Raw genomic sequence first — 22,057 nt, forward strand, 5'->3', positions numbered from 1 at the left:
ATCACCGGCGGTTGTTCTTCGTCCGGAACTTGGCGCCAAAGGCGGATAATGGCTCGACTGATTGCTAATTTGCGAATTATTTCATGCTGGATACTTGATATGTTCGCACGTTTGATCGACATTTTCATTACGCGCGAGTTCGTGGAGGAATTCGTGCTCGGAGAGGGAGGCTCCCGCGCATGGTCAGCGTAACGCATGAAACACTGAACCCCACATCTTCAACTCTGGAGAGCGATGCCCGCAGCATGCATGCGGGCGGCTCGGTTGCCCCCGGCAACATCGCCATCGGCGTGATTATTGGTCGCACGTCGGAATTCTTCGATTTCTTCGTTTATGCCATTGCATCCGTACTGGTCTTCCCGAAGCTGATCTTCCCCTTCGCCGACCCGCTGCATGGCACGCTGCTTTCGTTCCTGGTGTTCTCGCTCGCCTTCATCGCGCGTCCGATCGGCTCGTTCATCTTCATGGCGATCGACCGCACCTATGGCCGCGGCGTCAAGCTGACGATCGCCCTGTTTCTGCTCGGCGGATCCACGGCATCCATGAGCTTCCTGCCCGGCTATTCCGAAGTCGGCGTCTACGCGATAATCCTGCTCGCCATCTTCCGCATTGGGCAGGGCCTTGCGCTCGGCGGCGCCTGGGATGGTCTTGCTTCGCTCCTCGCGCTCAATGCCCCGACGAACCATCGCGGCTGGTATGCGATGATCCCGCAGCTTGGCGCCCCGATTGGCTTCATGCTGGCAAGCGCCCTGTTTGCCTATTTCGTCACGAGCCTCACGACGGCGGACTTCCTGGATTGGGGCTGGCGCTACCCCTTCTTCTGCGCCTTCGCCGTCAACGTCGTCGCGCTCTTCGCCCGCCTGCGTCTGGTGGCGACAGAGGAATTCGGCACGCTCTTGGAGCGCCATGAGCTGGAGCCGGTAAAGATGACGGAGCTGCTGCGCGTGCATGGCCGCGACGTCCTGATCGGCGCCTTTGTGCCGCTGGCAAGCTTTGCGACCTTCCATCTGGTCACAGTCTTCCCGCTCGGCTGGGTGACGCTCTACAGTGAGCAGAGTTCGGGTTCGTTCCTGCTGGTGGAATTCCTCGGTGCGATCTGCGGCATTCTCGCCATCATCTGTTCCGGTATGCTTGCCGACCGGATCGGCCGCCGCAATCAGCTCGCCATCGGCGCGGTGTTGATCGCCTGCTTCGCTTTCGTGGCACCCTGGCTGCTGGATGGCGGCGCGACTGGACGCCACATCTATGTGGTCCTCGGCTTCACGCTGCTCGGCCTCTCCTTCGGTCAGGCCGCCGGCGCGAGTGCTTCGCGCTTCAGCCAGAACTATCGCTACAGCGGCTCGGCCCTGGTGTCGGATCTGTCCTGGCTGATCGGCGCCGGCTTCGCGCCATTCGTGGCGCTTGCCCTCTCCAGCCAGTTCGGCCTCGTCTATACCAGTCTCTATCTGCTGTCGGGCGTCGTCTGCACGCTGGTCGCAATCTTCTTCAGCAAGACGCTGGAGACGCGAGACAACTAAGTCAAATTCCGGAAACGAAAAAAGGCTGCGGCATGAAAGTGCCGCAGCCTTTTTCGTTCATGCCGAATGCAGGAGCCACGCGATCAGCGGCGCTGCCAGCACGTTCGTCACTCCTACCAGCACCATGACGAGACCGGCGATCGATCCTTCCTCGCGGCCGATCTCATGAGCCTTGGCGACGCCGATGCCATGTGCCCCCATGCCGTAAAGTGCACCTCGAGCCATGCCCGATTGCAGCGGCAGCAGCCGCAGCAAGATCTGGCCGACGACGGCGCCGAACAGGCCGGTGATGACGAAGAAGACGGCCGTCAGGTTGGGCGCGCCGCCGATATCACCTGAAACCACCATGGCAAACGGCGTGCTGATCGAGCGCGGCATCAGACTGAGCCGCAGGCTCTCATCGAGGCCGAAGAGGCTGGCAAGCCCCCAGGCAGAAACCATTGCTGTGGTACTACCCACCGTCACACCGAACAGCAGGACCGGCCAATAGCGCTGGATGAGGCCTCGCTGTTCGTAGATCGGCACGGCGAAGGCGACAGTCGCAGGCCCGAGTAGGGCCAGCAGCCAATGGCTGTCATGCATATAGTCCTGATAGTTTGCGTGCAGCATGAGAGCGATGGCGATCAGCACCCCAGGCACCGCTACTAGCGGCGACAGCCAGAGTGATGGCCGGCGTCGATAGAGTGCCTTTGATATGTAATAGAGACCGACCGTCGCCAGTGGCCAGAACAGACCTGATACCGCGGTTTCAATCGTGAGCATGGCTGGGTGCTCCCTTACGTGTCATGAGGCGGTAGCCGATATCGATCGCAACGGCGGTCACGCCCATGACGATCACTGTGCCGGCAAAGATCACTGCAAGTACCTTCAGCCCGATGAGGCCGATGAATTCGCCATGATCGAGCAAAGCCAGCACCGCCGGAACGAAGAACAGCAGCATTTCGGCGAGAAACCACTCCGCGCCACGCTTCATGCTCGTCAGCTTCACCGTGCCGCTCGCAAACAGTGCCAGCACCAGTAGCATGCCGGCGATGGCGCCGGGTATCGGCAAGTGTGCAAGGCGGACGATGGCTTCGCCCGCTTGCCAGAAGGCAAGCAGCAGCAGGGTCTGAGCAAGGCAGCTCAATTTCGGATGTTTCTTTGGGTCGATACGCATGGGAGCTCGGCAAAATCTGTCAGCCCGATAATAGGCGTTTACACCACATGAATAAAATGAATTGATTTCATATGATCCAGTCCTATAGGGAATAAGTATGGAACTTCGAACATTGAAAGCCTTCGTCGAGGTAGTGCGCCAGGGCGGCTTCTCAGAAGCCGCAAAGGTGGTGTTCACCACGCAATCGGCCGTCAGTAAGGCCGTGCGCCAGCTGGAGGACGAGCTTGGCCTGCCGCTGCTGAACCGCCTCGGCCATCGCGTGACCCTGACCGATGCCGGCGAGGTGGTTTATCGTCGGGCAATTGCGATCCTTGCCGGGCGCGACGATCTGCTGGCCGAATTATCGGAACTGCGCGGGCTGACGCGGGGTACCCTGCGGCTTGGCCTGCCGCCGATCGGCAACGATGCGCTGTTTGCACCGGTCTTTGCCGTTTTCCGCAATCGTTATCCAGGCATAGAGATCAGGTTGGTGGAGCAGGGCGCCAAGCGGTTGGAAGAAATGGTGCTGGCCGATGAGGTCGATCTCGGCGCCTCGCTGCTGCCGATGGCCGATGTCTTCGAGTGGCAGGTTGTGCGCTGCGAGCCGATGCATGTCCTTCTACCGTCGGCGCATCCGCTCGCCGGGCAGCAAACGGTGCCCCTGGCGGCGCTCAAGGACTACCCCTTTCTCCTCTTCGAAACCGGCTTCGCGCTAAACGGCATCATTCTCAACGCCTGCCGTGCGGCCGGCTTTGCGCCGGACATTGCCGCGCGCTCGAGCCAGATCAATTTCATTGTTGAACTGGTTGCTGCGGGCCTCGGGATCGGCTTCCTGCCACGGTTGATCGCCGAACAGAGCCGGCGTTCGGGCATCGCCCATGCGCTCGTTGTCGAACCGGACATGGAGTGGAACATGGCCTGGATCTGGCGGCGCGGTGGATATCTGTCGCATGCCGGCCGTGCCTGGCTCGATCTCGCTGCGGAGATCGCGGCTAAATCTTGACTCTTATCTCAAACTTTTGTGATAAGCAGACATCACCGTAAACTTGAAAAAAACGGTCAGGAAAAATATAGGCTACCGCATCGCCGCCCGATGACGGTGGTTTCCAAGCGAGAGGACTTAATGACTTTTTCCTTTTCTCATCTCACCGGCACCCTGGCGCTTGCCGCAGGTCTTGCCGTCGCTCCGATGCTGGCGCATGCCGCCGAATCCGATGGCATCGTCGTCTACAATGCCCAGCATGAGACGCTGACGCAGGCATGGGCGGAGGGCTTCACCAAGGAAACCGGCATCAAGGTCACGATCCGCAACGGCAGCGATATGCAGTTTGCCAACCAGATCGTCCAGGAAGGCGCTGCCTCTCCGGCAGACGTTTATCTGACGGAAAATTCGCCGGGCATGGCACTGGTCGATGCCAACAAGCTCTTCGCTCCGGTCGATGCCGCGACACTCGCCCAGGTGCCGGAAACCTTCAAGGCAGCCGATGGCAACTGGGTCGGCGTCGCCGCCCGGTCCACCGTTTTCGCCTATGACAAGACCAAGCTGAAGGAAGCCGATCTGCCGAAATCGCTCCTCGATCTCGCCGATCCCAAGTGGAAGGGCCGTTGGGGCGCTTCGCCGGCCGGCGCCGATTTCCAGGCGATCGTCAGTGCGCTGCTTGAGCTGAAGGGCGAGGACGCAACCCGCGCCTGGCTGAAGGCGATGAAGGAAAATGCGAGCTTCTACAAGGGCAACAGCGTCGCGATGAAGGCCGTCAATGCCGGCGAGACCGAAGGCGCTGTCATCTATCACTATTACTGGTTCGGCGATCAGGCCAAGACCGGCGAAAACAGCAAGAATGTCTCGCTGCACTATTTCAAGAACCAGGATCCGGGTGCCTTCGTCAGCATTTCCGGAGGCGGCGTTCTGGCGTCCAGCCAGCACCAGAAGGAAGCACAGGCTTTCCTGAAGTGGATCACCGGCAAGGGCGGCCAGGCCGTCCTGCGCGATGGCAACTCGTTTGAATATGCCGTCGGCAATGGCGAGGCTTCCAATCCGAAGCTCGTGCCGCTCTCCGACCTCCAGGCTCCGAAAGTCGAACCTTCGAAGCTGAACAGCAAGAAGGTTACCGATCTGATGACGGAAGCGGGCCTTATCTGAGGCAAAGTCCCGTGCCGCGGCGCCTTTCGGGCGCTTTCGGACGGGCTTGGCTCTTGCATCACTATCCTGTGCCCTGCTAGGGGCATGGGGATGGCCTTTAAGGCCGATCGATCGGGCAATCGCCGGCAGCGGCGGTTGCCTTCCCATTTCAGGGCGTGAAAGGCAGCTTAGATTTGCTGCAGAAGAACACATATGCCGGCGAGGCCGCCGCCATGCGAATGCCCCAGTTGACGGCTGCTCCGCGCAGCCGCGTTCGGCATGTATCCGTCGTCGCCCTTGCTTCGATTGTCGCGCTTCTGAGCCTGGTGCCGCTCGGCTTCATCGTCTGGATCACGATCGACACTGGCTGGGCAGAAGTTGTTGCCCTGATTTTCCGCAGCCGCGTTGGCGATCTGCTCGTCAATACCGTCCTGCTCGAAGTTTGCACCATTCCGCTTTCCATCCTGCTGGCAGTGACGCTCGCCTGGCTGACCGAACGCACCGATATCCCCGGCGCGCGCCTCTGGTCGTGGCTGGCCGCCGCACCGCTTGCCGTTCCCGCATTCGTGCACAGCTACGCCTGGGTCAGCCTCGTGCCGAGCATGCGCGGGCTGTGGAGCGGCGTGCTGGTGTCGGTGCTTGCCTATTTTCCTTTTCTCTACCTGCCGGTCGCAGCCGCCCTGCGCCGGCTCGATCCGGCGATTGAGGATGCCGCCGCCTCGCTCGGCCTCGACCCCTGGCGCGTCTTCTTCCGGGCGATCCTGCCGCAGCTTCGCCTCGCCATCTGCGGCGGCTCGCTGCTGATCGGCCTGCATCTCCTGGCGGAATACGGTCTCTACGTGATGATCCGCTTCGACACCTTCTCGACCGCCATCGTCGACCAGTTCCAATCGGCCTATAACAGTCCGGCGGCAAACATGCTCGGCGGCGTGCTCGTCTTCTGCTGCCTGCTGCTGCTCGGCATCGAGGTGCTGGCGCGTGGCAACGAACGCTATGCCCGCATCGGCTCGGGTGCCGCCCGGCCGGCCGATCGGCGCCGTCTCGGCTGGTTCGTCGTTCCCGCGGTCGCGCTGCCCATCGTCACCGCCGCATTGACGCTCGGTGTTCCTTTCGTCACCCTGGCGCGCTGGCTTTATCTCGGCGGCGCAGGCGTCTGGCGGATCGACACGGTCGGCTCGGCCTTGCTGCAGACCATTCTTCTCGCGATCGCCGGTGGCCTCCTCGCCACCATTGCAGCGACCCCGATGGCGTGGCTGTCGGTACGCGCGCCCGGCCGGCTGCAGCGCATTCTCGAAGCCTGCCACTATTATGTCGGCTCGCTGCCGGGCGTCGTCGTCGCCCTGGCCCTGGTGTCGATCACCGTCCGGCTGGTCCTGCCGCTCTATCAGACGTTTGCCACCCTTCTGCTCGCCTATGTGCTGCTCTTCCTGCCGCGCGCCATGGTCGGCCTGCGCGCCAGCATCGCCCAGGCACCCGTCGAGCTCGAGCGCGCCGCGATGGCGCTCGGCCGCACGCCGGCGCAGGCGGTGCGGCAGATCACCATGCGGCTTGCGGCTCCGGGATTTGCGGCCAGCGTCGCGCTCGTCGCCCTCGGCATCACCAACGAACTGACGGCGACGCTGATGCTTTCTCCCAACGGCACGGAAACGCTGGCGACGAAATTCTGGTCGCTGACCAGCGAGATCGATTATGTTTCCGCAGCGCCCTACGCCTTCATGATGGTCGTCCTGTCGCTGCCGCTCACCCTTCTTCTCTACGTGCAATCAAAGCGAACGGCCGGACAATGACCTTTCTGGCGATCAAGAATATCAGCAAGCGCTATGGTCCCGTGCAGGCGCTCGACAATATCGACCTCACGATAGCTGCCGGCAGCCGCACGGCCATCGTCGGCCCGTCCGGCTCCGGCAAGACAACGCTGCTGCGGATCATCGCCGGCTTCGAAACTCCCGATGCCGGTCAGGTAGTGCTTCAGGGCGAAACACTGGCGGATGGAGAGGCCATCGTACCCGCGCATCGGCGCGGCATCGGCATTGTCTCTCAGGATGGCGCCCTGTTTCCGCATCTGAGCGTATCGGAGAATATCGGCTTCGGCATGGAGCGCGGCGCGCGCGACCGCGATCAGCGCATCAATGCCCTCATCGATATGGTCGAACTCGACCGCGGCATGCTCGACCGCCGGCCGCATCAGCTCTCCGGCGGCCAGCAGCAGCGCGTGGCGCTTGCCCGCGCGCTCGGCCGCAAGCCGCGGCTAATGCTGCTCGACGAGCCTTTCTCCGCGCTCGATACCGGTCTGCGCGAAAACATGCGCAAGGCCGTCGCCCGCGTGCTGCAGATCGCCGGCATCACGGCGGTCCTGGTGACGCATGATCAGGCGGAGGCCCTGTCCTTTGCAGATCAGGTTGCTGTCCTGCGCGAGGGCAGGCTCATACAGGCCGGCACGCCGCAGGCGCTCTATCTCAGCCCAAGGGATCGCGAGACGGCACTCTTCCTCGGCGATGCCATCATATTGGCGGCCGATCTCGATCAAGGTCTGGCGAAATGTGTCCTGGGGCAGATCCCCGTCGGCGCCGGGAACCGGCAGGGTCGCACTGATATCATGTTGCGGCCCGAGCAATTGCGCCTCCGGGCAATCGATGAAGCCGGCGCGGGTGCTGCCTGCATCGGCAAGGTGACCGAAATCGAGTTCGGCGGCGCCGTCTGCGCTGTTACGGTCGTACTCTCCAACGGCTCCGAGACACTGAATATCAGGAGTTCCGGCGTCGGCCTGCCCGAGGTCGGCAGCATGGTTTCGGTGAGCGTCATCGGAAAGGCACATGTGTTCGACAGGCTCGATAGCTGAGCGTTACTTCGAGTTGAAGCAGGCGATGCTTTGGGGAAGATAAAGCATATCGCGCAAAAGTGTGCAGCGGTTTTGCGACAACGACATGCGTCAAATCAAGGTCCTAAAGCGCAAGAAGCGAATCTGAAGGATCGCGGTGCGCTTTAGGCGCGCCATCATCGTGCCCCATGCTGAAGGAATCTCTCCATGTCTTTTCCCCATGAGATCGAGCCGGACCTGCCTTTCCTCACTTCGCTCCGCCGCAATCTTCATGCGCATCCGGAACTCGGCTTCGAGGAGGAACGCACCAGCGGCATCGTTGCCACCTTGCTGGAGGAAGCGGGACTGACCGTGCATCGCGGCCTCGGCAAAACCGGTGTCGTCGGCACGCTACAGGTCGGCAACGGCACGCGCCGTATCGGCCTTCGCGCCGACATGGATGCGCTCGCTATGCCGGAAAAGGCCAATCGTCCCTATAAATCCACGATCCCGGGCAAGATGCATGCCTGCGGGCATGATGGCCATACGACGATGCTGCTCGGTGCCGCCCGTCATCTGGCCGCCAAGCGCGGCTTTTCCGGCACGGTGCATTTCATCTTCCAGCCGGCGGAAGAAGGTCGTGGTGGCGCCAGGCGCATGGTGGAAGATGGCCTTTTCGATCTGTTTCCGTGCGATGCCGTCTACGGGCTTCACAATATGCCCGGCCTTGCGGTCGACGAGATGGCGGTTGTCGAAGGGCCGCAGCTTGCTTCATCGGATAGCTGGCGCATCACCTTCCGCGGTACCGGCACCCACGGCGCCAAGCCGCATCTCGGCAAGGACCCGATCACGGCAGCGGCGACCTTCCTTTCCGCGCTGCAAACCATCGTCGGTCGCGTCGTCGATCCGCTGGAGCCGGCCGTCGTCAGTGCCTGCTCGCTGCAGGCGGGCGATCCCAAGGCGCTGAACGTGATACCAGATACGGTCGAGATCGGCGGCACGGCGCGCGCCTATACGCCGGAGGTCCGCGATCAGCTGGAAGAGGAGATCGGACGCCTGGCGCATGGGACTGCAAGCATGTTCAACATTGCCGTCGATTATCAGTTCGAGCGCCGCATCCCGCCCGTCGTCAACGATGCAGATGCCACGGCGCGGGCGCTGAAGGCTGCGACGACTGTTTTTGGCGAGAATGTGCGGACCCGCTTCCCGCCATCGACCGCCGGCGACGATTTTGCCTTTTTCGGTCAGAACGCTCCTGGCTGCTATGTCTGGCTCGGCAATGGCCCCGCCGTTGACGGCGCCCTGCATCACAATACGGCCTATGATTTCAACGATGAGGCAATCGCCTCGGGTGTGGCTTTCTGGACGACATTGGTCGAGCAGGAATTGGGAGAGGGTTGAGACAGGGCTGAACGTGCCTTACCGCGGTATACCGCCTCTTTTCAGCGTCCAGCCTCTCGCAGCAATGCATCGAAGATGATCTGTCGCGCCCTTTCGGCATCGATCTCCACGGCGAAATGGGCATTGAATTGCCCATGCGAGGCGCGCGTTTCGACGACGGTGCGCCCACGCGTGTGCTGTCCATGCAATTCCGCATCGATCCGGGCATGCCGAAGGGTTGCGATGCCAGGTTCGATGAAAACGGCGGCAGCCGTCGGGTCGTAGATCGCCATGGCCGGTCTGCCGCGGCTGATGGCGATGTTGACATAGCCTTCCAGCAGGTCAGCGAGCAGCTGCGCCTTTTCGCTGTTATTCTCGCGGATGCGGGCGACATCCTCCGGCCAGGCCAAGACCTTGCGGCAAATGTCGAGATCGATCATGTGCAACGGCAGGGTATGCGCCAACACAATGGCAAGTGCCTCCGGATCGGCAAAGGCGTTGAACTCAGCCGATGCCGTGTGATTGCCCACAGTGACCCCGCCGCCCATCCAGGTCAGCTCGTCGATGCGGGCGGCGAGATCCGGCCGTGCCAATGCCAAAGCGGCAATATTCGTGAGCGGCCCGAGCGCCAGGATGCGTTTCGGCCCATCGCTGTCGGAAAGCCAGTCGCATAGCGCGGTAAATGCGTCGCTGAATGGAAGTGTATCGGCCGGCGGCAGGCTTCTGCCTGCGGTCGGAATGCCGGTCTGGCCGAGAATGTTCTGCGCCGTTTCCAGCTTGCGGAGAACGGGCAGCTCGCGGCCGGTATGGATCGGAAAGGTCCAGTTGAAGACGGCGGCAGCGCCCGCCGCATTGGCCTTAACGTGAGACAGGGGTGCATTGCCGCTGACGAGCGAAACGCCATCGATGATGGTATCCGAATGCGCCACCACCAGAATGGCAGCGATATCATCGAATCCCATATCGGTATCGATCCAGATGCCCATACTCTATCTCATCGGTCGCAGCGAAATGGCACGGCGGCGTTTCCTGCCGCCCTGGCGGGATGGTCGCGGGACGCGCGCAAGCGGTGTTCGTCCCGCGGATCGCTTAGCTGGCTAGCGCATCAAGGATGCGGATCCAGGAACGAATGCCCTTGTGATAGGAGCGCAGCTCGTATTTCTCGTTCGGCGAATGGATGCGGTCGTCGGAGAGGCCGAAACCGACGAGCAACGATTCCATGCCGAGCATCTTCTGGAAGTCGCCAACGATCGGGATCGAGCCGCCCATGCCGATGATGAGGGCGGGCTTCGGCCATTCGCTGGAAAGCGCGGTCTTGGCCTTGGTCAGTACCGGCGAATCGTAGGAAAGCTGGATGGCCGGCGAGCCGCCATGCTCATGAAACTCCACCGAGCAATCCCCAGGGATCTTGGAGCGCACATAGGCGCGGAAGCTCTCGCGGATCGCCGCCGGATTCTGCTGGCCAACGAGGCGGAAGGAGACCTTCGCCGATGCCTTGGCGGCGATCACTGTCTTGAAGCCGGCGCCGGTATAGCCACCCCAAATGCCGTTTACTTCCGCCGTCGGCCGCGCCCAGGTGAGTTCCATCACAGACCGGCCCTTCTCGCCCGAGGGGATCGACAGGCCGACTTCGCCGAGGAACTTTTCGGCCGTCATGCCGAGCTTCTCCCAGGAGGCCTTGATATTAGCAGGCGTTTCCTCGACGCCTTCATAGAAGCCGGGAAGCGTTATGCGCCCCGTCTCGTCATGCAGTCCGGCAAGGATGTCGGTCAGAATGTGGATCGGATTGGCGGCAGCGCCGCCGAAAAGGCCCGAATGCAGGTCGCGGTCAGCAGCGGTGATGACGATTTCCTCGCCCACCAGGCCGCGTAGGCCTGCCGAGATCGCCGGCGTGTCGCCATCCCACATACCGGTATCGCAGACGAGGGCGAAGTCGGCTTTAAGCTCGGCAGCATTGGCTTCAAGGAAAGGCTTGAGCGAGGGCGAGCCGGATTCCTCTTCGCCTTCGAAGAGGATGGTGATGCGCACCGGCAGAGCGCCCCTCGTTTCCTTGTAGGCGCGCACCGCCTCGACGAAGGTCATCAGCTGCCCCTTGTCGTCGGACGTGCCGCGGCCGGTCAGGACCTTGCGGCCATTGCCCAGGTCCTTGATCGCGGGAGCGAAGGGATCGCTTTCCCAAAGATCGAGCGGATCGACGGGCTGCACGTCGTAGTGGCCGTAGAACAGCACATGCGGCGCATCGGCAGCGCCGGCATCGTGATGAGCGACCACCATCGGATGACCGGGCGTATCGCGTACGGAGGCCCTGAAGCCGAGCGAATTCAGGTAGGTGACCAGCCATTCCGCCGCCTTGCGGCATTCCGGCTTGTAGTCCGGGTCTGTCGAAATGGACTTGATGCGCAGCAGCTCGAAAAGGTTGTCGAGGCTGGAGGGAAGGTTCTGATCGGCGCGGTCGAGAACGGGCGATAGATCGGTCATATCCGACTCCTTACGTGAAATTCGGAGCGACGATAGACCAAAGGCCAGCCGGTTTCGAGGCGTTAAAACCGAAAATTTACCGTAGCTTGCCTCTTTCGACGGAGGCTTGCTCTTATGTGATTAGTTGCGCATGTAGTTTACAAGTTTTTTAGATTATTAGAAATAACGTCAATCCAGAAAAGTATTCTGGAGACGCGTAATGTTTTCAGTAATTGCATGTATTCGCGACGCTCATGACTTCAGGCTTATTCTCGTGGCGGCGGCCATCTGCCTCATCGGCAGCCTTGCCACCATGCTTCTTTTTTCGCGTGCACAGGAATGCCAGTCGCATCAGCGTCGCTACTGGATTGCGGCTGCGGCCTTTGCCAGTGGTGTCGGCATCTGGGCGACGCATTTCATTGCCATGCTCGCCTATGAGAGCAACCTTCCCATCTCCTACGGCATTTCGCTGACCGCGCTTTCGGTGGTCTTTGCCATCGTCGGCTCATGGCTCGCGATTGCCGTTGCCTTCGAATGGGACAATCGCGTTTCCTTTACAGTCGGCGGCATGCTGATGGCGTTTGGAATAGCCGCTATGCACTTCACGGGCATGCAGGCCATCGAGGCCTCGGCAAAGCTCTCCTTCGATATACCGCGCGTCGTCGCTTCAGTCGCCATCGGTGGCGTCTTCTCTTCACTGGCTTTCCTGGTGTTTCGCAGCCTTCGTGGCTTTAGTCGCATCATGGTCGGCGCTCTTCTGCTGTTGCTTGCGATTTGCTCCCTGCATTTCACCGCGATGAGCGGCGTGACGCTAACGCCCGAAATTGGGATGCCGGGGGCGGCCCTCGCCATGGATCGAAGCATCCTCGCAGGCATCGTCATGGCTGCCGCGATGGGTCTGATCCTCATCGCTCTCGGCGCCATCTTCATCGACCGTCATCTGACCGACCTTCGCGGCTTCGCCAATGCTTCGCTCGAAGGCCTTCTCATAATCCGTGACGGCCGGGTCATCGATGCCAACGAGCGATTTTTCGCCATTTCCGGATGGTCGCAGCAGCAGGTGGTCGGTGCCCCGCCAGAAACCTTCCTGGCGATCGACATAGATGCCCAAAGTGATGCCGCCATTCCACTGGAGACAACGCTGTCCGGCTATGATGGCAACGCGATCCCAGTCGAAACCGTGCGTCGCTCCATCACCTATCGCGGCCACGAATGCAGCGTATTGGTCGTGCGCGACCTGACCGAGCGGCGTCAGGCGCAGCAGATGATCGAGCATCTGGCGCACCATGATATATTGACGGATCTGCCCAATCGCTCGCTGTTCGACCAGCGCATGCGTCAAGCGCTGCAGGTGGCCAACCGCAGGGGCGGGGAAGTCGCCATCTTCTGTCTGGATCTCGACCGCTTCAAGGCCATCAACGACGTCTTCGGCCATGCCGAAGGTGATCGCATCCTCTGCAAGGTTGCCGGCATCCTGCAGCGTGCGATCGAGGAGGGCGATACGGTGGCAAGGCTCGGCGGCGACGAGTTCGCCATTATCCAGCCCAGGCGTCAGCAGCCTGAGGGGGCCACGCGCCTTGCCGAACGCGTTCTTTCGGAATTTGGCATGGAGATGGATACCGCCCGGGATCCGACGGCCGTCGGCGTCAGCATCGGTATCGCCATCTATCCGCGTGATGGCACGAGCGCCGAGCAGCTTTACGCCAATGCGGATATGGCGCTTTATCGTGCCAAGCATGCGGGCCGGGGTCATGCCTGCTTCTTCGATGCCGAAATGGACAAGGCCGTGCGCACTCGTCGCCAGCTTGAGAACGATCTGCGTCAAGCCATCCTGCGCCGTCAGCTCTTCCTGGAATATCAGCCGATCTACGATGTCGGCAGCGACGGTGTCAGCGGTTATGAGGCGCTGTTACGCTGGGCGCATCCGGATCGAGGCGTGATTGATCCGGAGACGTTTATTCCCATTGCCGAGGAAAGTGGATCGATCGTTGCGATCGGTGAATGGGTGCTGCAGCAGGCCTGCCAGGAGGCGACGCGCTGGAGTGAGCCTGCGAATGTCGCGGTCAACCTCTCGCCGCTGCAATTCATGATCCCGACCCTCTACGACCAGATCGAACGCATCCTGCGCAAAACCGGCCTCGATCCGCAGCGCCTCGAACTGGAAATCACGGAGGCGGCGCTGATGCGCGAACGAACGACTGTGATCGCGACATTGCAGCGGCTGCATCGCCTCGGCGTTCGCGTGGTCATGGATGATTTCGGCACCGGCTTTTCCTCGCTCAGCAATCTGCGCGCCTTCCCATTCGACAAGATCAAGGTCGACCGCAGCTTCACCGGCGCCCTCGAACACGATCCCGCAGCTCGCTCGATCGTCCGCGCCATCATCGGCCTCGGTCACAGCTTGAATATGCCTGTGGTCACGGAAGGGGTCGAAACGGAAACCCAGCGCCGCATCGTCATCGAGGAAGGCTGTGCCCAGCTTCAGGGGATATTCTTCGGCAAGCCCGATGTTGGGCCGAGCCAGTTCCAGTCCGCTTTGAATAAGGTGGTCGGCCGGGCTGAGGCGCGTTGCGCAAAAGTATGAAGCGGCTTTGCGGAAAACCGCTGCATGCGTTTTCTGGGATTGTTCTAAAGCTGTCTGGCATTCTCCAGCACGCGCCGGATATATTCCAGCAGCAGCTCGCGTTCGAATTGCCGGAAATCCTTGAGAAGATCCGTATCGGCGGCCATGGCGGCCTCGATCGCTTCCGCCTGCATGGCTGCGGCCTTGTTCGTCAGGAAGACCAGTTGCGCCCGCTTGTCCGAAGGATGCGGGCGGCGTTCCACCAGGCCGTCCCGTTCCATGCGCGACAGCGTATTGGCCATCGTCGCCTGTTCGATGTCGATCCTCTCGAGCAGCTGCTTCTGCGTCAGCCCGTCCTCGGACCACAATTCGAGCAGGATCGGAAACTGACCGGGGGAAAAGCCGAGCGTCGCCGCGCGTTGTTGTAGCGAGCGAGCGAATCCCTTCGCCATCTGACTGGCAAGGTAGGCGGCGGAGTCCATCCGATTAAATCCCATGATTGCAAATATGCCCATAATTCAGGAGCAAGACAATCAGCAATTATTCGGGTAGATCCCCTCTGAAATAAGCAACTCAGGTAAATTTTTCACCTTCATAGGTTGCATTTTTGATATGAAAAAGCCGCCATGGCCTGGAGGGGACGCCATGGCGGCTCATGAAAGAGGGACAAAGGCCCGGAGAGGGGATAGGCCTTTGTCCTAGTCTGACATGGCGGGGGACAGGCCGGTTGTCAGACCCGCGGCGTATCAATCGCCGGTGATTAGGATTTGAGGTTTCGAATGTGGTTTTTCAAGGGAATGCGCAGATTAGATTGATTAAAAGTTAGTAACGTTTCGGTGAGAGATCTGGTCATCTCATCAAAGCAATTCCAGGAAAAGTGTATCGCGGTTTTCCGTCCGGAATTGCATAAAAACAGAATATAGAGCGTTTCTGCGATTCGAAGAAAAGCGGAAGCGCTCTAGCCTGCAAAACCGAAGTTTATATGGACGTTGGAAGAGCGCCACGCTATCCATGCTTCCATGAAAAAAGGTGATCATCTCTTCCTCGTCGACGGTTCCGGTTTCATTTTCCGGGCCTTTCACGCTTTGCCGCCGCTGACGCGCAAGTCCGACGGATTGCCCGTCGGCGCCGTCTCCGGTTTCTGCAACATGCTGTGGAAGCTGCTGACTTCGGCGCGCGATACTTCCGTGGGTGTGACGCCGACGCATTTTGCCGTGATCTTCGACTATTCCTCGAAGACCTTCCGCAAGGACATCTTCCCGGAATACAAGGCCAATCGCTCGGCGCCGCCGGAAGAACTGATCCCGCAATTCGGCCTCATCCGCGAGGCGACCCGCGCCTTCAACCTGCCTTGCATCGAGACCGACGGCTTCGAGGCAGACGATATCATCGCCACCTATGCCCGTCAGGCGGAGGCGGCTGGCGCCGATGTGACGATCATCTCGTCCGACAAGGATCTGATGCAGCTCGTCACCCCCATGGTCCACATGTATGACAGCATGAAGGACAAGCAGATCGGCATTCCCGACGTGCTCGAGAAGTGGGGTGTATCGCCGGACAAGATGATCGATCTGCAGGCCATGACCGGCGACTCGGTCGACAACGTCCCCGGCATTCCCGGCATCGGCCCGAAGACGGCGGCGCAGCTTCTGGAGGAGTTCGGCGATCTTGACACGCTGCTTGCCCGCGCCGACGAGATCAAGCAGCAGAAGCGCCGCGAAAACATCATCGCCAATGCCGAACTTGCCCGCATTTCGCGCCAGTTGGTGACGCTGAGGACGGATGTACCGCTGGAACTTGCGCTTGACGCGCTGGTGCTGGAGCCGCAGGACGGCCCGAAGCTGATCGGCTTCCTGAAGACCATGGAATTCACGACTCTGACGCGGCGCGTCGCGGAGGCCTGCGACTGCGATGCGGCGGCAATCGAGCCCGCCGTCGTCAAGATCGAATGGGGCGAGGGCGCTCATGGTCCCGATCTCGATGTTGGCGAAAATGTCGATCTTGTTGCCGGCAGCGTTGTCGAGGCTGAAGGGGCATCGGTTCCAGCGCCGTCGGCCAAGGCGCGTCTGGCTTTGGATGGCACCACAGAGCCCGAGGATCTCGCCAAGGCGCGCGCCGCAAGTTTTGCGAGCGCGCCGATCGACCATTCGAAATATGTGACCATCCGCGATATCGCCACGCTCGACCGTTGGATCGCGGATGCGCGCGAAACCGGTATCGTCGCTTTCGATACGGAAACGACCTCACTCGATGCCATGCAGGCCGAGATCGTCGGCTTCTCGATGGCGATCGCCGACAACCGCAGCGATCCCTCGGGTTCTTCCATCCGTGCCGCCTATGTGCCGCTCGCTCACAAGACCGGTATCGGCGATCTGTTGGGCGGCGGCCTGGCCGACAATCAGATCCCGTTGCGTGATGCGCTGCCGAGATTGAAGGATCTGCTGGAGGATGCCTCCATCCTCAAGATCGCGCAGAACCTCAAATACGATTACCTGCTGATGAAGCGCTACGGCATCGAGACGCGGTCCTTCGACGACACGATGCTGCTGTCCTATGTGCTCGATGGCGGCGCCAATGCCACGCATGGCATGGACAGCCTCTCCGAGCGCTGGCTCGGCCACAAGCCGATCGCCTACAAGGACGTCGCCGGCAGCGGCAAGTCCAACGTCACCTTCGATCTCGTCGATATCGACCGCGCGACCGCCTATGCCGCTGAAGACGCCGACGTGACGCTGCGCCTCTGGCTGGTGCTGAAACCACGACTTGCGGCAGAAAAACTTTCAGTCGTCTACGAACGGTTGGAAAGGCCGCTCGTGCCAGTGCTTGCCCATATGGAGGAGCGCGGCATTACCATCGACCGGCAGATCCTTTCCCGCCTTTCCGGCGAGCTGGCGCAGGGTGCCGCCGCCTTGGAAGACGAGATCTACAATCTGGCCGGCGAGCGCTTCAATATCGGCTCGCCGAAGCAGCTCGGCGATATCCTTTTCGGCAAGATGGGGTTGGCCGGTGGCAGCAAGACCAAGACGGGGCAATGGTCGACCTCGGCGCAGGTGCTGGAGGATCTGGCGGCGGCCGGCTTCGAGCTGCCGCGCAAGATCGTCGACTGGCGCCAGCTCACCAAGCTGAAATCCACCTATACGGATGCGCTGCCGAGCTATGTCCATCCCGAGACGAAGCGCGTCCACACCTCCTATTCGCTGGCCTCGACCACGACCGGGCGCCTCTCCTCCTCCGAGCCCAACCTGCAGAATATTCCGGTGCGCACGGCGGAAGGCCGCAAGATCCGCACGGCCTTCATTTCGACGCCGGGCCACAAGCTCGTCTCCGCCGACTACAGCCAGATCGAACTGCGCGTGCTGGCGCATGTCGCCGATATCCCGCAGCTCAAGCAGGCCTTCGAGGACGGTGTCGACATTCACGCGATGACGGCCTCCGAAATGTTCGGCGTGCCGGTGGACGGCATGCCGAGCGAAGTGCGCCGCCGCGCCAAGGCGATCAACTTCGGCATCATCTACGGCATCTCCGCCTTCGGTCTGGCGAACCAACTCTCGATCGAGCGCTCGGAAGCCGGCGACTATATCAAGAAGTATTTCGAGCGCTTCCCAGGCATTCGCGATTACATGGAAGGCGCCAAGCAGGCGGCGCGCGACAAGGGCTATGTCGAGACCATCTTCGGCCGCCGCATCCATTTCCCCGAAATCCGCTCCTCCAACCCTTCCGTCCGCGCCTTCAACGAGCGCGCCTCGATCAACGCGCCGATCCAGGGTTCTGCCGCCGACGTCATCCGCCGTGCCATGATCAAGATGGAGCCGGCGCTGGCCGCAGCCGGGCTTGGCGATCGTGTGCGCATGCTCTTGCAGGTGCACGACGAACTGATCTTCGAAGTCGAGGATGCGGATGTCGAGCGCACGACGCCGATCATCGTCTCGGTCATGGAAAACGCCGCCATGCCGGCGGTCGACATGGCCGTGCCGCTGAAGGTCGATGCACGCGCTGCCCACAATTGGGATGAGGCGCATTGAGGCTATATCGGGTGTCGCATTCCTAAGTCGGTGAAATTGCTTTCTCGCCGCCAAGGGCGAGATTGGGCAGCTTAAATACTCTTATTTGCCGATCAGCATTTCCAGCACCGAAATAATGGCGCGCTCGGCCTCTTCGAGCGTGCCGCTATTGTCGATATCGGCGACGTCGTAGCTGCCCTCGACGGTCAGCGAGCTTCTTTCCAGCCGCTTCAGCACGTCTTCGCGGCTCTCGCGTCCGCGCGCCATCAACCGCTCGGCCAGCACTTCGCGTGTCGCCGTGATGTTGATGACCTTCAGACGTGGAAATGCGCTCTGGAAGTGATGCAGCGCCGAGCGTGAGCCATTGGCGATCACCAGATGGTCCTGCGCAAGCTCATCGAAGACGTCGGCCGGAATGCCATATTTCAGGCCGTGCGCTTCCCAGGAGACGGCGAAGGCACCGGCCTGTTCCATCGCATCGAAATCGGCGTCGGAGACGCTTCTGTGGTCTTCGTTACCAGCATCGCCGTCGCGCGTGATGACGCGGCGAACGAAGTGGACATCCGGCCGGCCGGCAAAATGCTGGGCGGCCAGATTCATCAGCGTATCCTTGCCAGCACCGCTCGGGCCGACGACGACGGCGAGCGTGCCCGCTGTCGCATCCGTCAGGCCGAGATTAGCCGGCTCGAGATTGGCGCTTGCGCTCATGCCACCCGGCGTCCTTCCCGCCAGACGGAGCGCGTAACCGGAACGCCATGATCGCGACGGACGCGCACGAGATCAGCGCGCAGGCCCTCTGCGATGCGGCCGCGGTCGTTCAGGCTAACGGTCCTTGCGGGCGTCGCCGTCACCATGGCGATCGCCTGCGGCAGCGAAATGCCCTCGACTTCGTCCGCGAGAATGAAGGGTGCATGCAACAGGCTGAGCGGCACGTAATCGGAGGAAAGCACATCGAGTACGCCGAGTTCGGCCAGGTCGCGGGCGGCGATATTGCCCGAATGCGACTTGCCACGCACGATGTTGGGCGCGCCCATCAGCACGCTCATGCCGGCGCCGTGGGAAGCCTTGGCGGCATCGATACTGGTCGGAAACTCCGCCAGGCGAACGCCGTAATTGATGGCTTCATCGACATGGGCGAGCGTCGCATCGTCATGACTGGCGACCGTGATGCCGCGTTCGGCGCAGACCTTGGAGATCGCGTCACGATGCGGCGTGGCATATTTCGCCGATTCTTCCTGGCGCTTGGCAACGAACTTGGCAAAGGCTTCGTCGCTGAGCCCGCGCTTCTTCTGATAGTAGAAGATGTACTGATCCATGGTCTGGAACTGGCGCTGGCCCGGTGCATGGTCCATCAGCGAAACCAGACGGACGTAAGGGTCCTTCTCGAAATCCTGGAAGTGGTCGAGCACGTTGTCGGAGGAGACTTCGCAGCGCAGGTGGATCAGGTGATCGGCGCGCAGGCGATCTTCGCTTTGGGCCGCCTGGATGGCATCGGCCATATCGCGCATCTCGCCCTTTTCGAAACCACCGTCCTCATCAGAGCCCATGCGCAGGCAGTCGAACACGGTCGTGATACCCGAGGTGACGATCTGGGCATCATGCGCCTGGATCGCCGCCGTCTTGTTCCAGCGAACGCCCGGGCGAGGGGAATAATGTGCCTCCAGATGGTCGGTATGCAGCTCGACCAGACCGGGGATCAGATAATCGCCCTCGAAATCCTCGCCGATATCGGACTTGCCTTCGGAGATGGCGGCAATGCGACCGTCACGGATCAGCACGGAACCTTCGACGATCTTGTCTTCGAGGACGATGCGGGCGTTGGAAAGGACGGTTTCTTTGGTCATATCGGCTCTTTCATATTAGGCGCCGGCAAGCGGCAGCCAGGAACGGACGGTAAAGGGAGCGCCACGCTCTTCTTCGACGAAGACGGCGAGGCCGGAAATATCGAGCGGCTTGCCGGTATGTTCGGCGAAGCGATGGCGCAGAATTTCCTGTAGTTCGGGTTGACGCTCCGTGGGAACCCGACCGGTCAGCGTCATGTGGAAACGGAACTCGTCATTGACATAAGGATAGCCCCAGCGCAGCAGATTGGCGCGCTGCGGCTCCGTCAAGCCTTCCGGCTTGCGCCTTGCGATGTCATGGTCCGAAAGCGGTGCGCGCAAAGGCTCGAAGGTTTTCACGACGCGCGAGGCGAAATCCTGTAACGGCTCGCAAACGGTGCTGGGCACGAGCGCGAAGAAATGGCCGAGTTGGCCCAGCACAAGTTCCGGAATGGTGAAAGCCTTGGTCTGCGAGGCGAATTCGGCGGCAACTTCGAGGAGATCGCGCTCGGTCACCGAAGCGGCTAGCTCGAACGGCGCCTTCAGCGTGGCATGGAAGCCGTAGCGGCGCGGATCGGCCGTCAGTTCGGCATGGCCTTCCGGCAGCGGCGCCATGGCCTTGTCGGAAAAAATCTCATTCGAAAATGCATCACGGCCCAGCCAGCGGGCGGCAAGCGATGTCAATGGATCTTCTTTGGGCGGCGTGAAATAGAGAGCATAGCGCAAGGCTGCATTCCTTGGAAAAATCGGCTGCGCGGGACACTGTTGGGTGATTTGCGACAAACCGCAAGAGCAGCAAGGCAGCAACGGTCCGAATCCGGCTAAAGCCAGCTTGACCGTTGCGGTCTTGCCGGCCTGCGCTACCGGATTCCCGTGACAGAATGATGATGCGTAACGATTTTTTCCCGATCTTTTTTATTTCGCTCGCGCACCCATCAGCCGCGAACGCAAGGCGTTGGATGCGGCATCGAACAGGAAGACGACGATCAGGATCAACAGCACCATATAGGCGACGTTTTCCCAGTTCGCGTTGGTGCGCATCGCTTCCCAAAGTTTGAGCCCGATACCGCCCGCGCCGACGGCGCCGATGATGGTCGCGCCGCGCACGTTCGATTCCCACTGGTAGAGCGTCTGGCTGACGATGACCGGAACGATCTGCGGCATGATGCCGTAGCGATGCACGAGAATGGTCGGCGAGCCGGTGGATTTCACGCCCTCGCGCGGCTTGTTGTCGATATTCTCCAGGCCTTCGGAATAGAGCTTGCCGAGCGTACCCGTCTCGGTGAGGAAGATCGCGCCGCTGCCGGCAAGCGGGCCGGGGCCGAAGGCGCGGGTCAGGAATAGCGCCCAGATCAGCATGTCCACCGAACGCAGGAAGTCGAAGAGGCGTTTGAGGATCTGGTTGAGCAGCCGGTTCGGCGTGATGTTGCGAGCCGCCAGGAAGGCGAGCGGAAATGCTACGAGCGACCCGAGGAGTGTTCCGAGGAACGCCATGACGATGGTCTGGAACAGCTTGGTCCAGACGTCGCCATGCTGCCACGCGCCATTGTTCCAGATATTGTCGAAGGCCAGTGAGAGGTTGGACTGGGCAGGGTCCAGCCGCGGCCCCGAAACGATCAGGCTGATGACTTCGCTCGCCGGCTTGTCGAAGAAGGGCGAATGTGTGTCGAACACGAAGTTGGCCCAGCCGAGGAAACGCTTGCGGATCTTCACGCGATCAGTGGAAATGCTGGCATCGCCGGCAAAGCCGAGATTGACCAGGATGTTGTCGTCATAAACGGTCATCCAGCTGGGTACGGGCTCGGAGCCGACGATCTTCGGCGCATCGCCGGCGATATCGATCGGGATCGTAATGCCGTGCGCAGTCACGATAGCCTGCGTTTTGGTTACGGTTACCGTGCGGCTCGTGCCGCTGACGGAAACGGTCATGCTGCCATCGGGGTTGGTCTTGACCCAGTCAGGATGCGGATTGTCGCCCAAAGGCGAAAAGCGCGGATACTTAATGGTGATCTTGTCGTCGGAGATGCGGAATTCCGGCTGCACGTCATAGCTCACCCATTCGCTAAGATAGATCCCGACGCGCTCCCAATGTGCTTCCGAAATGACCTTCGGCAGATCGAAGAACCAGACTGCATAAATGCCGTAGAGGACAATGCCGATGAACATCATCAGCGCACCGAAGCGCTGGCGGAAGGACCGGTGAAGAACCTCCGGATAGCGCGCTTCGATTTCCTGCATGCGGCTGGCGTCGATGATGGACATGGTCAA

At 61.1% G+C, this 22,057-nt stretch carries 17 protein-coding genes; 8 read left to right on the forward strand and 9 right to left on the reverse strand.

Going from position 1 to position 22,057, the window contains the following annotated elements; all coding sequences use genetic code 11:
• The first annotated feature begins 179 nt into the window (after positions 1-179).
• Positions 180-1,517: an MFS transporter gene (locus tag FHT73_RS24760; protein WP_112338509.1), complete on the forward strand. Its 1,338-nt coding sequence runs from the start codon at positions 180-182 to the stop codon at positions 1,515-1,517.
• Positions 1,518-1,574: 57 nt separating this feature from the next.
• Here the strand turns inward: FHT73_RS24760 and FHT73_RS24765 are convergent, their stop codons facing one another.
• Both FHT73_RS24765 and FHT73_RS24770 read right to left on the reverse strand, forming a co-directional pair.
• On the reverse strand, positions 1,575-2,279 hold the full coding sequence (locus FHT73_RS24765; RefSeq protein WP_183715545.1) for an LrgB family protein: 705 nt from the start codon (positions 2,277-2,279) through the stop codon (positions 1,575-1,577).
• Positions 2,266-2,673, reverse strand: a complete 408-nt coding sequence (locus FHT73_RS24770; protein WP_112610686.1) for a CidA/LrgA family protein — start codon at positions 2,671-2,673, stop codon at positions 2,266-2,268. Before FHT73_RS24770 ends, FHT73_RS24765 begins: the two co-directional genes overlap by 14 nt.
• A gap of 97 nt (positions 2,674-2,770) precedes the next feature.
• On the opposite strand from FHT73_RS24770, the gene FHT73_RS24775 reads away from it, so the two are divergent.
• The 5 genes from FHT73_RS24775 to FHT73_RS24795 all read left to right on the forward strand — a co-directional run bounded on the left by FHT73_RS24775 (position 2,771) and on the right by FHT73_RS24795 (position 8,969).
• A complete protein-coding gene (locus tag FHT73_RS24775; protein WP_112338506.1) occupies positions 2,771-3,655 on the forward strand; it encodes a LysR family transcriptional regulator in 885 nt (294 codons plus the stop codon).
• A gap of 120 nt (positions 3,656-3,775) precedes the next feature.
• Positions 3,776-4,792: an iron ABC transporter substrate-binding protein gene (locus tag FHT73_RS24780; protein ID WP_112610838.1), complete on the forward strand. Its 1,017-nt coding sequence runs from the start codon at positions 3,776-3,778 to the stop codon at positions 4,790-4,792.
• Positions 4,793-5,004: 212 nt separating this feature from the next.
• Positions 5,005-6,558: an iron ABC transporter permease gene (locus FHT73_RS24785; protein ID WP_210290480.1), complete on the forward strand. Its 1,554-nt coding sequence runs from the start codon at positions 5,005-5,007 to the stop codon at positions 6,556-6,558.
• Positions 6,555-7,610 (forward strand): ABC transporter ATP-binding protein, encoded by a 1,056-nt coding sequence (locus FHT73_RS24790; RefSeq protein ID WP_112610690.1) that lies wholly within the window; start codon positions 6,555-6,557, stop codon positions 7,608-7,610. The genes FHT73_RS24785 and FHT73_RS24790 overlap by 4 nt, the downstream gene beginning before the upstream one ends.
• 186 nt (positions 7,611-7,796) lie before the next feature.
• Complete coding sequence (locus tag FHT73_RS24795) at positions 7,797-8,969, forward strand: M20 aminoacylase family protein (RefSeq protein ID WP_112610692.1); 1,173 nt, start codon at positions 7,797-7,799, stop codon at positions 8,967-8,969.
• Positions 8,970-9,010: 41 nt separating this feature from the next.
• Here the strand turns inward: FHT73_RS24795 and FHT73_RS24800 are convergent, their stop codons facing one another.
• The gene (locus FHT73_RS24800; RefSeq protein ID WP_183715547.1) at positions 9,011-9,934 is read right to left on the reverse strand and encodes a nucleoside hydrolase; all 924 of its coding nucleotides are present in this window, start codon (positions 9,932-9,934) and stop codon (positions 9,011-9,013) included.
• 103 nt (positions 9,935-10,037) lie between these two features.
• Positions 10,038-11,426 (reverse strand): M20/M25/M40 family metallo-hydrolase, encoded by a 1,389-nt coding sequence (locus tag FHT73_RS24805; protein WP_112610696.1) that lies wholly within the window; start codon positions 11,424-11,426, stop codon positions 10,038-10,040.
• 199 nt (positions 11,427-11,625) lie between these two features.
• On the opposite strand from FHT73_RS24805, the gene FHT73_RS24810 reads away from it, so the two are divergent.
• Positions 11,626-13,989: an EAL domain-containing protein gene (locus FHT73_RS24810; protein ID WP_183715549.1), complete on the forward strand. Its 2,364-nt coding sequence runs from the start codon at positions 11,626-11,628 to the stop codon at positions 13,987-13,989.
• 44 nt (positions 13,990-14,033) lie between these two features.
• Here FHT73_RS24810 and FHT73_RS24815 read toward each other — a convergent pair whose 3' ends face one another.
• A complete protein-coding gene (locus FHT73_RS24815) occupies positions 14,034-14,450 on the reverse strand; it encodes a MarR family transcriptional regulator (RefSeq protein ID WP_112338499.1) in 417 nt (138 codons plus the stop codon).
• A 537-nt stretch (positions 14,451-14,987) separates the two neighbouring features.
• On the opposite strand from FHT73_RS24815, the gene polA reads away from it, so the two are divergent.
• Positions 14,988-17,990, forward strand: a complete 3,003-nt coding sequence (polA, locus tag FHT73_RS24820) for a DNA polymerase I (RefSeq protein WP_183715551.1) — start codon at positions 14,988-14,990, stop codon at positions 17,988-17,990.
• A gap of 81 nt (positions 17,991-18,071) precedes the next feature.
• On the opposite strand, the gene phnN is transcribed toward polA, so the two are convergent.
• The 4 genes from phnN to phnE form a co-directional block, all read right to left on the reverse strand.
• Positions 18,072-18,677, reverse strand: a complete 606-nt coding sequence (phnN, locus tag FHT73_RS24825; protein WP_183715553.1) for a phosphonate metabolism protein/1,5-bisphosphokinase (PRPP-forming) PhnN — start codon at positions 18,675-18,677, stop codon at positions 18,072-18,074.
• A complete protein-coding gene (locus FHT73_RS24830; protein ID WP_095433565.1) occupies positions 18,674-19,813 on the reverse strand; it encodes an alpha-D-ribose 1-methylphosphonate 5-triphosphate diphosphatase in 1,140 nt (379 codons plus the stop codon). Before FHT73_RS24830 ends, phnN begins: the two co-directional genes overlap by 4 nt.
• Positions 19,814-19,828: 15 nt before the next feature.
• Positions 19,829-20,515, reverse strand: a complete 687-nt coding sequence (locus FHT73_RS24835; RefSeq protein WP_183715555.1) for a DUF1045 domain-containing protein — start codon at positions 20,513-20,515, stop codon at positions 19,829-19,831.
• A 189-nt stretch (positions 20,516-20,704) separates the two neighbouring features.
• Positions 20,705-22,051 carry a phosphonate ABC transporter, permease protein PhnE gene (gene phnE / locus FHT73_RS24840; RefSeq protein WP_183715557.1) on the reverse strand — a complete coding sequence of 449 codons (1,347 nt, stop codon included), beginning with the start codon at positions 22,049-22,051 and terminating at the stop codon, positions 20,705-20,707.
• Between the last annotated feature and the right edge of the window lie 6 nt (positions 22,052-22,057).

The organism is Rhizobium sp. BK098 (assembly GCF_014193155.1).
GTDB lineage: Bacteria > Pseudomonadota > Alphaproteobacteria > Rhizobiales > Rhizobiaceae > Rhizobium.